Origin of the sequence: Paraburkholderia phosphatilytica (genome assembly GCF_003443895.1) — a bacterium.
Classification (GTDB): domain Bacteria; phylum Pseudomonadota; class Gammaproteobacteria; order Burkholderiales; family Burkholderiaceae; genus Paraburkholderia; species Paraburkholderia phosphatilytica.
Genome location: NZ_QQOA01000030.1, coordinates 1 through 13,490, shown reverse-complemented (window position 1 = coordinate 13,490; position 13,490 = coordinate 1). Strand labels below are relative to the sequence as shown.

General features: G+C 65.6%; 15 protein-coding genes. 4 read left to right on the top strand and 11 right to left on the bottom strand.

Going from position 1 to position 13,490, the window contains the following annotated elements; genetic code table 11:
- Positions 1-4: 4 nt before the first annotated feature.
- Positions 5-775, bottom strand: coding sequence for a PP2C family protein-serine/threonine phosphatase (locus DVS29_RS26090; protein WP_118183415.1), 771 nt, complete (start codon positions 773-775; stop codon positions 5-7).
- 5 nt (positions 776-780) lie between these two features.
- Positions 781-1,065: a hypothetical protein gene (locus tag DVS29_RS26085; protein ID WP_118183414.1), complete on the bottom strand. Its 285-nt coding sequence runs from the start codon at positions 1,063-1,065 to the stop codon at positions 781-783.
- A gap of 470 nt (positions 1,066-1,535) precedes the next feature.
- Here DVS29_RS26085 and DVS29_RS26080 point away from each other — a divergent pair, with 470 nt between their 5' ends.
- Both DVS29_RS26080 and DVS29_RS26075 read left to right on the top strand, forming a co-directional pair.
- Complete coding sequence (locus DVS29_RS26080; protein WP_118183413.1) at positions 1,536-2,063, top strand: lecithin retinol acyltransferase family protein; 528 nt, start codon at positions 1,536-1,538, stop codon at positions 2,061-2,063.
- A 65-nt stretch (positions 2,064-2,128) separates the two neighbouring features.
- Positions 2,129-2,377, top strand: coding sequence for a hypothetical protein (locus DVS29_RS26075; protein WP_118183412.1), 249 nt, complete (start codon positions 2,129-2,131; stop codon positions 2,375-2,377).
- 13 nt (positions 2,378-2,390) lie between these two features.
- Here DVS29_RS26075 and DVS29_RS26070 read toward each other — a convergent pair whose 3' ends face one another.
- The 4 genes from DVS29_RS26070 to DVS29_RS26055 form a co-directional block, all read right to left on the bottom strand.
- Positions 2,391-3,686 (bottom strand): NAD(P)/FAD-dependent oxidoreductase, encoded by a 1,296-nt coding sequence (locus DVS29_RS26070; RefSeq protein WP_118183411.1) that lies wholly within the window; start codon positions 3,684-3,686, stop codon positions 2,391-2,393.
- Complete coding sequence (locus DVS29_RS26065; RefSeq protein WP_118183410.1) at positions 3,683-4,447, bottom strand: amino acid ABC transporter ATP-binding protein; 765 nt, start codon at positions 4,445-4,447, stop codon at positions 3,683-3,685. The genes DVS29_RS26070 and DVS29_RS26065 overlap by 4 nt, the downstream gene beginning before the upstream one ends.
- Complete coding sequence (gene ehuD, locus DVS29_RS26060; RefSeq protein WP_118183409.1) at positions 4,444-5,100, bottom strand: ectoine/hydroxyectoine ABC transporter permease subunit EhuD; 657 nt, start codon at positions 5,098-5,100, stop codon at positions 4,444-4,446. The genes DVS29_RS26065 and ehuD overlap by 4 nt, the downstream gene beginning before the upstream one ends.
- A 117-nt stretch (positions 5,101-5,217) precedes the next feature.
- Positions 5,218-5,994, bottom strand: coding sequence for an ABC transporter substrate-binding protein (locus DVS29_RS26055; RefSeq protein ID WP_118183408.1), 777 nt, complete (start codon positions 5,992-5,994; stop codon positions 5,218-5,220).
- 160 nt (positions 5,995-6,154) lie between these two features.
- On the opposite strand from DVS29_RS26055, the gene DVS29_RS26050 reads away from it, so the two are divergent.
- Positions 6,155-6,973 (top strand): IclR family transcriptional regulator, encoded by an 819-nt coding sequence (locus DVS29_RS26050; protein ID WP_118183407.1) that lies wholly within the window; start codon positions 6,155-6,157, stop codon positions 6,971-6,973.
- A gap of 12 nt (positions 6,974-6,985) precedes the next feature.
- Here the strand turns inward: DVS29_RS26050 and DVS29_RS26045 are convergent, their stop codons facing one another.
- The 3 genes from DVS29_RS26045 to DVS29_RS26035 are packed head-to-tail and all read right to left on the bottom strand — an operon-like array spanning position 6,986 to position 11,082.
- Entirely contained in the window at positions 6,986-8,224 is a 1,239-nt protein-coding gene (locus DVS29_RS26045; protein WP_118183474.1) for an NAD(P)/FAD-dependent oxidoreductase, read from the bottom strand.
- Between the two features lie 2 nt (positions 8,225-8,226).
- Positions 8,227-9,753 carry an amidase gene (locus DVS29_RS26040; protein WP_118183406.1) on the bottom strand — a complete coding sequence of 509 codons (1,527 nt, stop codon included), beginning with the start codon at positions 9,751-9,753 and terminating at the stop codon, positions 8,227-8,229.
- 45 nt (positions 9,754-9,798) lie between these two features.
- Complete coding sequence (locus tag DVS29_RS26035; RefSeq protein ID WP_118183405.1) at positions 9,799-11,082, bottom strand: MFS transporter; 1,284 nt, start codon at positions 11,080-11,082, stop codon at positions 9,799-9,801.
- Positions 11,083-11,269: 187 nt separating this feature from the next.
- On the opposite strand from DVS29_RS26035, the gene DVS29_RS26030 reads away from it, so the two are divergent.
- Entirely contained in the window at positions 11,270-11,938 is a 669-nt protein-coding gene (locus DVS29_RS26030) for a helix-turn-helix domain-containing protein (protein ID WP_118183404.1), read from the top strand.
- Between the two features lie 119 nt (positions 11,939-12,057).
- On the opposite strand, the gene DVS29_RS26025 is transcribed toward DVS29_RS26030, so the two are convergent.
- The gene (locus DVS29_RS26025; RefSeq protein ID WP_118183403.1) at positions 12,058-12,402 is read right to left on the bottom strand and encodes a cupin domain-containing protein; all 345 of its coding nucleotides are present in this window, start codon (positions 12,400-12,402) and stop codon (positions 12,058-12,060) included.
- Positions 12,399-13,391, bottom strand: coding sequence for a M14 family metallopeptidase (locus tag DVS29_RS26020; protein ID WP_118183402.1), 993 nt, complete (start codon positions 13,389-13,391; stop codon positions 12,399-12,401). The genes DVS29_RS26025 and DVS29_RS26020 overlap by 4 nt, the downstream gene beginning before the upstream one ends.
- Positions 13,392-13,490 lie beyond the last annotated feature (99 nt).

The following is a 13,490-nucleotide window of genomic DNA, read 5'->3' as shown; positions in this document are numbered from 1 at the left end:
ATCGCTAGGGCGCCGGGTTCAGCAGGGTTTTATCGGTCGCGTGCGGGTCTTCCGCGTGCACGACTACCGCGGTGATATTGTCACGGCCACCGCGCGACAGCGCGATGTCGACGAGCTCGTCCGGCGCGTGCCTGCACTCTACGGTCGCGAGCGTCCGCAGTATTTCTTCGTGCGTGACCTCGTTGGTCAGACCGTCGCTGCATAGCAGGAACACGTCGCCGTCCGCGACTTCGATCGCATCGTCGTCCAGCACCAGATGATCCGTCGCGCCCACTGCGCGCGTGATCACGTGCTGCGCCGGATGATTGCGCGCTTCATCGTCGGTCAGATGACCGGACTGACGCAGCGCTTCCACCTGGCTGTGATCGCGCGTCAACTGACGCAACTCGCCTTGCCGCAGCAGATAGATACGGCTGTCGCCGGCCCACAGGTAGCCGCAGAAACGATCGCACGCAATCAGCACGACGACCGTCGAACCGATGCGCTGCACCTGGCGGCGGCTCGCTTCTTCGCGCAGCATCCGGTTCGCGTTCTGCAACCGCAGGCGCGCCGCGGCGATCGACCTGCGGATGCCGCCCGTGTCCGGCAACTCGCCGAGCGCATCGATCACGAGCCGGCTCGCGACGTCGCCCACCGCGTGCCCGCCCATGCCGTCGGCCACAGCCCAGCGGCCGCGTTGCGGCTGGTCGAGGCAGGCGTCCTCGTTGATCTCGCGTACCCGTCCGGTATCGGAGCGTGCCGCCGACGCCCACCGGAATTGGCTGGCGCAGGTCACGATCGCTACACCAGGTTTCTGCTGCGCGCGTCGGGCGAAACCGTGATGTTCGAGTTGGAGCCGGTGTTGCGAACGTCGACGTTCTGAAACTGGTTGATCATCTGGTTCGCGTAGTAGTTGTTCGTGACGTCGTAGAGGTTCACGACGGGGCCCACGCTCGGCGTCTCGCTGACGTAGGGCGTGATCCAGCCGAACACCCACGGTGCGCCGCCACCGCCGCTGATCGCGGACATTGCCTTGCGATCGAGGGCCTGGCTGTGGGGAAGATCGTTGATGGTGAGGGAAGCCATGACGTGTCTCCGGTTTCTCCATGAAGGCGGTTGCGGGTTGCTGGTTGCGTGCGATGCAACCCGGGAAGCGATGCGCCTGTAGGTGCAAAGGGTATGCCAGATTGCGGCGCCTGTATGGGCTTTCGCACGCGGCCTTGCGGGATGCGGGAGACAGCGGATACGTCTTGCTTGATCGGCGATGCAGGCGAGGTAGTCGTTGGTTGAGGCCCAACGGAAAGTCGCGGCGACTGGTGGGACGGCCAACACTTTGACGAGCACCGCCGCGGGTGCGGAGTCGCGGCGAAATGATGGGCGCTACACAACACAACTGCCCAGAATTCTGTTGGCCTTCAACCGACAAGCTGCATTGTCGAGGACTACGAAAAAGAAGGAAAACAGCGAGTAATCAATGGTTTGTGACGACTGGCCCGGTTGATGCAAAAGAGGCTGCAACAGTGTTGGCCTTTCTGAACCGGATACCGGGACCCGCCATGAACCGCAACCTTCACCAGCCGCGCAACGATTCGAGCTCCCGCGCGGCGGCCTACGCAGCAGCGGACGTCGCGCTGGAGGATGGCGGCGACGAACCCGCTGTCGGCGCACACCTCGTCACGCAGCGTCGCGGTTACGAGCATCACGGCATCTACGTCGGCAACGGCCTGGTCATTCACTACGCGGGCTTCGCAAAGTCCGCGCATCGCGGTCCGGTCGAAGAAGTGCCGCTCGAACAGTTCGCGGCGGGCCATGAGGTTTCCGTCCGGCCGCATCCCTTTCCGAAGTATTCCAGCGACGAAACGGTGGGCCGCGCGCGTTCGCGCCTCGGCGAAAACCGCTACCGCCTGCTGACCAACAACTGCGAACACTTCTGCATGTGGTGCCTGCTCGGCGAAAGCCGCAGCGAACAGGTGCATGTGTGCCTCACGCATCCGCGTGCCGGCGTCCAGGCGCTGGCGTGTCTGCTGACGGCATTCGTCGGCCGCCGGATTGGACTCGGGCACTGGGCTGCGGATGCAGTGTGAACAGCGGTAGCGAACGGATCGATCGAAGCATCAGGTGAAGCGCGACGAGGAACGAGGAGAGCATCATGGGCACGTCCGGCAAAACCCTGCACTGGGCCGTCGATAAATGGCTCGCGCCGACCGCGGCGATGCCCGCGCGGGTGGTGGGCCTGGGTCGCGAAGCGACCCGCCGGCGCCGCTGCGTGCGCGTCGAAGCCGTGCGGCCTGGCGGCCTGCTGTCGATCCTGTTCTTCCGTCACGACGACGGGTCGTGGAATGTGTTTCCGCCGATGGACCCGCGGCCGGCGATGTCGGTGGCGAGGATGGCGCGGTGAAACGCTGATCCCCTCAAGCCAACGCATCCAGCAACCGATACCACGCCACCCCCGCAGTGATATAAAACCGCTGCAAGCCATGCATCGGAATCGGCTTCACCGCCGTGACGGGAAACGGGGAGGGCATGCGCGTGTCTCCCGCAATACGCGCAGCGAGGTGCCGGCCCATCGTCGTTGCCAGTGCGATGCCGCGACCGTTGTAGCCGAGCGCGATCGTGAGGCCCGGCGCAGGTTCGTGCACGTGCGGCAGAAAGTCCGCGGTGATCGCGACGCGTCCCGCCCACCGGTAGTCGTAGCGCACGCCCTTCAGTTGCGGATACATGAGTTCCACCGCGCGTTCAAGATGTGCCCAGTCCGTCGCGCCCGCCGGCTCCGCGAACGGGCCGCGGCCACCCATCACCAGACGCCCGGCCGCATCGCGCCGGAAGTAGAGCAGCAGGCGCCGCGAATCGGACGCCACTTCGCCGCCCGCAAGAATGTCCCCACCGATGGCGGGCGCGAGCGGCTGCGTCGCGACGAGGAAGCTGTTCGCCGCGATCACTGACTGCCGCAGCCCTGGCCACAACGCGCCGGTGTAGCCGTTGGTCGCGATCACGACGCGCTCCGCGGTTACGGTCGCGCCTTGCGCAGTCGAGAGGCGCCAGCGGTTGTGCTCGCGCGAAAGCGCGACGACGGGCGTCTGCCTATGCACACGCACCCCGAGCGATTGCGCGGCGCGCGCCAGCCCGCGTGTGTAGTTGAGCGGATGCAGACTGCCCGCGCGCTGGTCGATCCAGCCGCCGACGTACGCATGGGTGCCGAGTCGCCGCGACACTTCGGCTGCATCGAGCAGCGTCACGTTCACGCCGCGTGTTTCCCATTGCTTTGCTCTGCGCGTGACGGTCTCGAGCATCGCCTGCGATGGTGCAGGCTGGATCCATCCGCGCCGCACTGCCGCGCATTCGATGCGGTACTTCGCGATCAGATCGAACACGGTATCGGCCGCGCGACCGATCACGTCGATCAGCGGCTCGGCGGTGCTCGCGCCGAAGCGCCGCACCAGTTCGTCGGGGTCGTACTTCAGGCCGGGAATCACCTGACCGCCATTGCGGCCCGATGCACCCCAGCCGGGCTCCGCTGCATCGAGCACGCCGACCCGCACGCCGCGCTCGGCGAGATGCAGCGCAGTCGAAAGCCCGGTAAAGCCCGCGCCGACGATCGCGACGTCGAATGACGCATCGTCGCGCAGCGGTGGCGTAAGCGGGCCGGCGGTGGCCGTCGCGGCCCACAGCGAGTCGGGCAGCGGTGCGCCTGGTTTCACTTCCGTCATGTCGGGTTCGGATGGCTGGTCTGCGACGCGTCGCCTGTCGTGAGCAGGCGGCGCAGGAATTCCTGGGTGCGTGGATGCTGCGGACGGCCGAGCACATCCTGCGCGGCGCCGGATTCGCAGATCGTGCCGTCGTGCAGGAAGCACACGCGGTCCGCTACTTCGCGCGCGAAGCCCATCTCGTGGGTGACGACCACCATCGTCATGCCGTCGCGCGCGAGCGAGCGCATCACGTTCAGCACTTCGCCGACGAGTTCGGGGTCGAGCGCGGAGGTTGGTTCGTCGAACAGGATCGCTTCGGGTTCCATCGCCAGCGCGCGGGCAATGGCAACGCGCTGCTGCTGGCCGCCCGACAGCTGCGCTGGATACGCGTTCATCCGATGCGACAGGCCGACCTTGTCCAGCAGCGCGCGCGCCTGTTCGCGGGCGCGCGCGGCGGGTGTTCTGCGCACGACGAGCGGGCCTTCCATCACGTTCTCGAGCGCGGTGCGATGCGCGAACAGGTTGAAGCGCTGAAACACCATGCCCACCCGCATCCGCAGTTCGTGAATGTTTTTCGCGCGCGCATCGACGCGTGTGCCGCTGACTGTGATCGAGCCTTGATCGTAGCTTTCGAGGCCATTGATACAGCGCAGTAGCGTCGATTTGCCGGAGCCCGACGGTCCGATCAGGCACACGACCTCGCCGGCGCCGACCGACAGGCTCACGCCGCGCAGCACTTCATGATCGTGAAAGCGCTTGTGAATCGAGTCGATTTCGATCATTGGCTTTTCCTCGCGCCGAGGCGTTTGCCGAGGCGGTTCACGCCGAACATCAGCGGCAGGCTGAGCACCAGATAGACGATCGCGACGAGCGTGAACACGGTCATGTTCTGGAATGTCGACGATGCGATCAGTTGGCCTTCACGCGTGATCTCGGCCACGGTGATCGTCGATGCGACCGATGAGTCCTTCAGCATCATCACGAGCGTATTGCCGTACGGCGGCAGCGCGATCTTGAACGCCTGCGGCAGCACCACGCGCCGCATGATCGCGCCGGCGCGCATGCCGAGCGCCTGCGCGGCTTCGATCTGGCCGTGGTCGATCGCCTCGATGCCGGCGCGGAAGTTCTCCGCCTGATACGCGGAGTACGCAACGCCGAGACCGACCACGCCCGCCTGGAAGGCCGACAGCTGGATGCCGAGGTCGGGCAGCACGAAGTAGATATAGAAGAGCTGCACGATGATCGGCAGCCCGCGGATCAGGTTGATGACGGTGCTCGCGAGCGTCGACAGCGCGCGGTTGCGCGACAGCTTCAGGAGCGCCAGCACGAGCCCGAGCACCGAACTCAGCACGAACGAGCACACGGTGATCTCGATCGTGACGATCGCGCCCTTCAGCAGGATCGGCAGAAACTCGATGGCGTTTTGCAGGAACATCGGATCTCCAGCTTCATTCGGCTGTGGGCGCGCAGTTCAATGATTCAGCGGTTCAGTGATCCAGCCGTTCAGTGAACGGCGCGCCGTCGCGCTCAATAAGCCGCCGCGGCGTTCAGGTCAGCTCATGTGCCACTTCTGCAGGATCTGCTGCAGCGTGCCGTCGGCCTTCATTTTCTTGATCGCGTCGTTCAGCAGATTGAGCGTGGTGGTGTCGCCCTTGCGCACGACGAAGCACACCTGGCCTTTCACCGCCGGCTGATACTCGGATACCAGGCGCACCTGCGAGTTCGCGCCGTGATCGAGCTGCCACGCGATGATCGGCTGGTCGCCGAAGCCGGCCTTGATGCGGCCGAGCGCCACGTCGCGCATGATGTCTGCGACCGAATCGTAGGTGCGCACTTCCTTGAAGATGCCCTTCTTGTTCAATGCGTCGACGAACGCGGTGCCGACCTGCGCGCCGACCACCTGGCCCTTCAGATCGTCCATCGACGTGTAGTGGCCGGTGTCGTCGGCTTTCACGATCAGACCTTCGCCGTACGAGTAGACGGTGTCGGAGAAGTCGACGATCTGCTGGCGCGCGGCCGTCTTCAGCATGGCTGCCGAGATCACGTCGATCTTCTGCGTGGTCAGCGACGGAATCAGCGACGAGAACACGTTCTGCTGCACGTCCACCTGGAAGCCGCCTTCCTTGCCGGCCTGCGTGATCGCGTCGACCATCATTCCCTGGATCGTGCCGGTCTTCACGTCGAGGAACGTGAAGGGCACGCCGGTGGCCGTTGCGCCGATCTTGAAGGTCGGCTCCGCGGCGAACGCGGCGGCCGGAGTGGCCGCGAGCGCAACGCAGGTGGCAAGACCGGTTGCAACACCGGCGAGGCGTTTGACGAGCGAAATCATGAGCAATCTCCAGAAGAGGCCAAGACGCTGAAACCGGGTCGCAGATTCAATATCCGACGATGAATACATCGTAAACGAATCAAAAAAATCGCAAGAAGATTTTTGGGTATCGATATTCGATACGATAGAATGAATTATCGATCACACCGGGTTCACCAGAATGAACACGCCGCCGCCCGACAAAACGGCTGAAAGCGCCACTGAAAGCGCCGCCGATCTCTTGTTCAACCAGTCTCTGGAAAAGGGCCTCGCCGTGCTGCGCGCGTTCAGTGCGAAGCGCCGCACGATGACGCTCGCCGAAATCGCGGAGGCCACGTCGATCACGAAGAGCAGCGCGCAGCGTATGGTCTACACGCTCGAGCGGCTTGGCTACGTCCGCAAGCATCCGGTCACGCGTCGCTACCAGCTCGCGCCGCGCGTGATGCAGATCGGCTTCAACTATCTCGCGGCGGACACGCTGATCGACGTCGCGAATCCGTTCCTGTCCGAACTGACCAACGTGACGGGCGAAACCACCAACCTCACCGAACCCGACGACGACGAGATGGTCTACGTCGCGCGCTTCGTGTCGACCAAGTTCGTGCCGATCCACATGCCGATCGGCAGCCGCATTCCGATGTTCTGCACCGGCAGCGGCCGCGCGTACCTGTCGGCACTGCCGGCGGACGAAGCGCTCGAGCGGCTCGCGAAGATGGATCGCATCGAGTACACGGCGCGCACCGTCACGTCGCTCGACGAGATCGGCGAGCGGCTGGCCGAAGCGCGCCGCGTGGGTTACGCGACCAATCGCGAAGAGCTGTTCATCGGAGATATGACGATCGCGGCGCCGGTGCTCGGCAGTCAGGGGCGGCCGGTGGCGGCGGTGCACGTGGTTGCGCCGACGAGCCGCTGGGCGTTCGAAGACGCGTGCCGCAAGCTCGCGCCGGCCGTGATCGACTGCGCGCGCGGCATCAGCAACTCGATCCGCACGCTCGAGTGAGCGCGCCGACGTTCACACACCAAACCGGCTCGCGCTGAACGGCGCGGGGTCGCACACGGTCGGCGCGCCCGTCATCATCTCGGCGATCAGCCGGCCGGTCACAGGACCGAGCGTCAGCCCGTGATGCGCGTGGCCGAACGCGAACCACATGCCGCTGTGACGCGGTGCGGGGCCGATCACGGGCAGCATGTCCGGCGTGCAGGGGCGGCAGCCCATCCACGGTTCGCTGTCGACGCGCTCGCCGAGCGGAAAGAGCGCGCGCGCAACGGGTTCGACATCCGCCAGTTGCACGGGCGTCTTGCCCGTGTCGCGCAGGCCCAGTTCGACGCCGGTCGTGAGGCGGATGCCGCGCGCCATCGGCGTGATCAGGAAGCCGCTCTGCACATCGAGCACCGGGTGACGCAGACTTGCGCCGTCGCGTGCCGCGTAGTGCATGTGATAACCGCGCTTCACCGCGAGCGGCAGGTCGTAGCCGTATTTCGACGCGATCCATTCCGACCACGGTCCCATCGCAACTACGACGGATTGCGCTTCGATCGGGCCTTCCTGGGTACTCACGCGCCACTGCGGTTCGAGCGTCGTCGCATCGCCGACGAAGACGCGGCCACCAAGCGACTCGAAATAGCGCGCGTACGCGCGCACCAGCGCCTGCGGATCGCTGACCGAATCCGACGCGGTATAGCGCAGCGCGCCGACGAGCGTTTTGCTGAGATCGGGTTCGATGCGTTGCAGCGCCGCAGGGTCGAGCGCTTCGTAGGTGACGCCGTACTCGCGATTCCACTGCCCGGCGGTGCGCAGCTCCGCATCGAATTTCTCAGGTATACGGAAGATCTTGAGCCAGCCGTCGTGACGCAGCAGCGCGGTGGCGTCTGCCGCTTCCGCGAGTTCGCGATGCTCGCTCACGCAATGCTCGATCAGCGTCGCGTAGTGGCGCGCGATCGCGGCGTGCCGCGTCGGCTCCGACTGCTGCCAGTAGCGCATCAGGAACGGCGCGAGCTTCGGCATCGCACGGGGGTGATAGCGGACGTCGGGCGCGCGGTTGCGCGCGTAATGCAGCAGCGCGCCGGCCGAGCGCGGGAACGCATACGGATACACGCCTTCGCGCTGGATCAGCCCCGCGTTGCCGAGCGAGGTTTCGCTGCCGGGCGGCTTGCGATCGACGAGCGCGACCGCACGGCCGCGCCGCTGCAGATGCACCGCGACCGATACGCCGACGATGCCGCCGCCAAGCACGACCGTGTCGAATTTCATCGTCATACCATGGAAGGACCGGAGTGGTTGCTGCTGGTCGAGTCGAGGATGGGCGGTGCCGTCACGATGGATTTAAGCGATGGTGTCGGTTGTGCGAGTTTCGACAGATCCGGGCGCGGGCGGCGTAGTTCGGGCGACGCGGCGAAGGCCTGTTCGAGCGCGTGCGAAACGGCGAGCGTCTTGCGGTCGCCATGGAACGGCCCGATGATCTGCAATCCGAACGGCATGCCGGCATCGTCGACACCGCAGGGCAGCGACAGCGCAGGATGAGTCGTGAGCGTGACGACATAGGTCAGCGCGAGCCAGCGGTAGTAGTTCTCCTGCTCGCGGCCGTCCACGTGCGATGCGTACAGCTGCGTCCACGGGAACGGCGAAACCGGCGTGGTCGGCGACAGGATCACGTCGTAGTGTTCGTACGCGGCCTGGAAGCGCCGGAAAATGCGCGTCTGCTCCGCCTGCGCCCATGCGCTGTCCGCGAGCGTCATCTTCGCGCCGAGCTCGTAGTTCGCGCGCGTGTTCGGGCCGAGCACGCTCGGGTCGCGCTCGTAGGTGTCGCGCAGACCGGCCACGAAGCTCTCGGCGCGGATCACGTCGAACGCGCGGTGCACGTCGCCGAGATCGAACGACACTTCTTCGCAGGTGCGAACCATCGGCTTCAGCGCGGCCATGCGCGAACGGAACAGCGCGCGGATCGCGCCGTCCACATCGCAGCAGCCGAAGTCTTCGGTCCAGCCGATGCGCAGCGTCGACAGGTCGATAGGTTCCGGCGTCGCGAAGCTCAGCGGATCGATTTCGTAGCTGAGCGGGTCGCCCGCCGTCAGCCCGGCCGTGGCGGCCAGTTGCAGGCATGCTTCGGCCACGGTGCGGCCGAGCGGGCCGACCACCGAAATCGGCGTCCAGCCGAGCAGCCGCCGCGAGTTCGGCACGAGCCCAGGTGTGGGCCGGAAGCCGACCACGCCGCATTTCGATGCGGGAATCCGCAACGAGCCGCCGGTATCGGAGCCGGTGCAGACCGGCAGCATGTCGCACGCGAGTGCCGCGGCTGCACCGCCCGAAGAACCGCCCGCGTTCAGCTCCGGGTTGAACGGATTGCCGGTGGCGCCCCACACGACGTTGCGGGTGTTTGCGCCCGCGCCGAGCTCCGGCACGTTGGTCTTCGCGACCAGAATCGCGCCCGCCGCGCGCAGCCGTTCGACGAGCACCACGTCGCGCGTCGGCACATTGCCGCGCGAAGCCGGCGAGCCGTAGGTGGTGAGCAGGCCCGCGGTGTCCTCGAGGTCTTTCACGCCGAGCGGCAGACCGTGCAGCAGGCCGAGCGGTTCGCCGTTCAGCACCTGACGTTCGGCGGCCTTCGCGGCTTCGCGCGCGGCCGGGTAGCAGGTCGCGGTGACGGCGTTGACCGCCGGGTTGATCGCCTCGATCCGTCCGATACAGGCATCGAGCAGTTCGACGGGCGAGATGGTTTTCGCGCCGATCAGCCGCCGCAGTTCGACGGCGGTGAGACTGACCAGCTCGTCATGCATTGCCATGATGAAGTCCTTCAGGCGAATGAATGTTCAGTGAAGCAGGGGTGTTCAGGATAATGCTTCTCCGGTGCGGTCGCGCAGCCAGATGACCGGCACCAGCGAAATCGCGCAGGCCGCGGCGACGTACCACGCCGGCGCGAGCGGATTGCCGGTGCGCGCCGCGAGCCAGGTCGCGATGAACGGCGAGAAGCCGCCGAAGAACGACGCGCTCACCACGTAGGTCAGCGCGATACCCGTTGCGCGTACGTGTTTCGGGAACAGCTCCGGGATCATCACGAGCACCGGCACGATCTGTCCCGCGACGAAGATCGCGAGGAACGCCGACACCGCGCACAGCGTTGCCAGCGAAGGGTGCGCGCCGAGCCACGCGAATGCCGGATAGACGGTGAACAGCAGCACGGTGCGCGAGATCACGAGCACGCGCTTGCGGCTGTAGCGGTCCGCGAGCCGCCCCGCGACCGGCGCCGCGACGAACAGCACGAGCGCGCTGACGATGCCGGACACGACGCCCGCGGTGGCGGACAGGTGCAGCGTGCGCACTGCGTGAGCGGGCAGGAAGAACGCCGTGATGTACACGGAGACGGAGCCGCCGAGCTCGGCGAACGTGCCGAGAATCGTCAGCTTCAGATGGGTCGTGAGCGCGGCCTTCACGGCGCCGGCATGGCGAGCTTTGCCCGTGCTCGCGGGCAGCGTTTCTTCGAGACGGCGGCGGATCAGCATGCCGACCGGCGCCGCGACGATGCCGAGCAGGAACGGCACGCGCCAGCCCCACGCGAGCACGGCATCTTTGGGCAGCGCCGCGTGGACGGCGGTGGCGACGCACGCGCCGAGCGCGAGACCCAGCGCGGACGCCGCGAAGTTCCAGCTGGCGAAGTACGCGCGCGTCGTATCGGTCGCGTATTCGACGAGCAGCGTGGTGCCCGGCCCGAACTCGCCGCCGGCGGCGAAACCTTGCAGCAACCGCGCCGCGAGCACGATGAACGGCGCGGCGAGGCCGACCGTCGCGTAGCCCGGCGCGAACGCGATCAGCGCGCAGCTTGCCGCCATCAGCATGATCGTCAGCACCATCGCCTTCTTGCGCCCCACGCGGTCCGCGTACGCACCGATCACGATGCCGCCGAGCGGACGCACGACGAAGCCGACGCCGAATACGCCGATCGACAGCAGGAACTGGTTGACGGGCGAGGTGGCTGGGAAGAACAGCTGCCCGATCTGGATCGCGAAGAAGCTGTAGATCGTGAAGTCGTAGAACTCGAGCGCGCTGCCGAGCGTGGTCGCGGCAATCACCTGTGCCTTCGAGAGTCCTGCCTTGTCCAGTGCGAGAGTCGACACGATCGGGTCCTTTCAGTGAGGGAGGCGGGCGACGGTTTATCATATACGAGAAAAAATAATTTCTCATATGCGAGAATTCCCGCATGCGCCGGGATGCATTTCGATATGCAGTTCATTTCCGGCGCGCGGTCTCGTTCAGTCTGTTGATGTTTGCACCGCGTTCACTGAACTGAAGGAAGCCGATTCGATGCCCAGACAGGTCGTTCGACGTAGCAAGCCCGCCGCTTCACCTGTTACTGCAGCTACGCCCACCGCTGCGGAGCAGATCGATCATGGCGCGGTCGGCGCGCGGATTCGCGATGCGCGCAAGGCGCAGGGCCTCACGCTGATGCAGCTCTCCGAGCGCTCCGGCATCGCGCTGTCGACGATCTCGAAGGCGGAGCGCGGCGACATCGCGCTGACCTACGACAAGTTCGCGGCGCTCGCGCACGCGTTGCAGCTGGATTTCGATGCGATCTTCGGGCGCCGCGCGCGAACGGCCGCGGAACCGATGAAGCCGTCGTTCACCGCGTCCGGCGAGCAGATGATCTACGACACGCCGAACTACGAGTACGGCATGCTCGCGAACGATCTTACGGGCAAGCGGATGGTGCCGATGCGCGCACACGTGCGCGCGCGGACGCTCGACGATTTTCCGGACTACATCCGTCATGCGGGCGAGGAGTTCGTGTTCCTGCTCGGCGGACAGCTGGAATTGCGCTTCGAGAACGGCGACGTGTTTTCGCTGCAGCCGGGCGACAGCCTGTACTTCGACAGCGCGGTAGGGCACGTGTACCTGAGCGTTGGCAAAGGCGACGCGGAGGTGCTGGTCTGCTGCGTCGACGCGGATGTGCCGCGGCCGCGGGATGCGATCTGAGTCTTTTGAAGCGCAGTGCGTTCAAAAGGCGCCGCGTTCAAAGCGCGTTCAAAAGAATGAAGCCGCGCATCGTGTTCGATCGTGCGGCTTCAGTATTACGTTGGATGCGTTGAACGGGTTCAGAAGATCACATAGATCTTGCGCATCGTTTCGTCGACCTTCCACAGTCCTTCAGTATTCGCTTCGAAGAACAGCGTATCGCCGCTGCGGAAGTGGATCGTGTCTTCGCCGTCCGGCGTGAACGTGCCCGAACCTGCGATGAAGTGCATCACCTCGGCCTGTTTGACCGAGCGCCGGTAGGTTCCGGGCGAGCACTCGAACACGCCCGTATCGATCGCTTCGCTGCCCGGAATCACGTACTGACGTCCGGATACCTGCGCGGCTTCCGTGCCGGGCAGACCGGCGGTGCCCCAGTCCTCCAGTTCAGCAAGTTGAACGGCCTGTTTGATCTGCTGGACTTTCACGTGTTGTTTTCCTGTTTGCGTGGCGAGAGGTCGATGCGTTGTTCGATCCGGCCGAGCCGGACCACGGTGACGCCGGGCCGCAGCTGGCGCAGCGACGGCATCACGAGCATGCAGTCGTCGTAGGGCGTGGCGACTGGCTGGCCGTCTGACCAGCCGATCACGGTGCCGGCCTTGTCGAACACTTCGAGGCCGGTGTACGGGCCTGCGAAACGAAAGTCCATGCTCTTCGCGACGACCGGCTCCGTTACGCGCACGACGCGCATTTCATCGGGCAGCGGCACGATCCAGCCGGCCGGCAGATCGCCTGCTTCGACGATCCCCGACAGCAGCAGGAAGCGCGCGGTACAGTCGTGCGCGACGATCACGGCGTTCTTTTCCCAGTGCTGTCCGCATTCGATCAGCAGCGCGTTCTTCGGGCTCGCTTCGTCGCCGAAGCCTTCGTAATCGCGCATCCGGCGGCCTTCCGGATGGCCCTCGTCGCAGATCACGGTGGCGGGTGTGCCGAGGTTCACCGCGAGTTCGGTGCCTTTTTTCAGCGGGCCGGCGACGATCAGCGGCAGGCTCTTCTCGTGCATCGAATGCAGGTCGAGCAGCAGGTCGACCGTGTCGATCACCGGCCGCATCGCGCGGGCGCGATCGAGTTCGGATGAGGTCGTCGCGAGATCGTCGAGCTTCGCGGCGGTCCATACGCGGTTGAAGTCCTGATCGACGAAGCGGGCCTTGTCCGGCATCGCGGGATCGAAACGCGCGAAGGCCTTCACGTTCGCGAACGACAGCGTGAGCTTGCCGCGGCGAGGCCGCAGCTGCGCGCGCAGCAGTTCGTGCACGACGATCGCGCCGCACACCTCGTTGCCGTGCGTGAGTGCGTTGATCATTACGTGCGGGCCGGCCACGCCGGAATCGAACGTATGCACATACGCGACGCCGGTATTGCCGAGCGCGTGCTCGGCAATGTTGGGGAATTCGACTTCGATCGGATAGGCATCCATATTATTCCAACCCTCCCTGGCACAGGTACTTGATCGACAGATAGTCGTCGAGGCCGTACTTCGAGCCTTCACGCCCGTAGCCCGACTCCTTCACGCCGC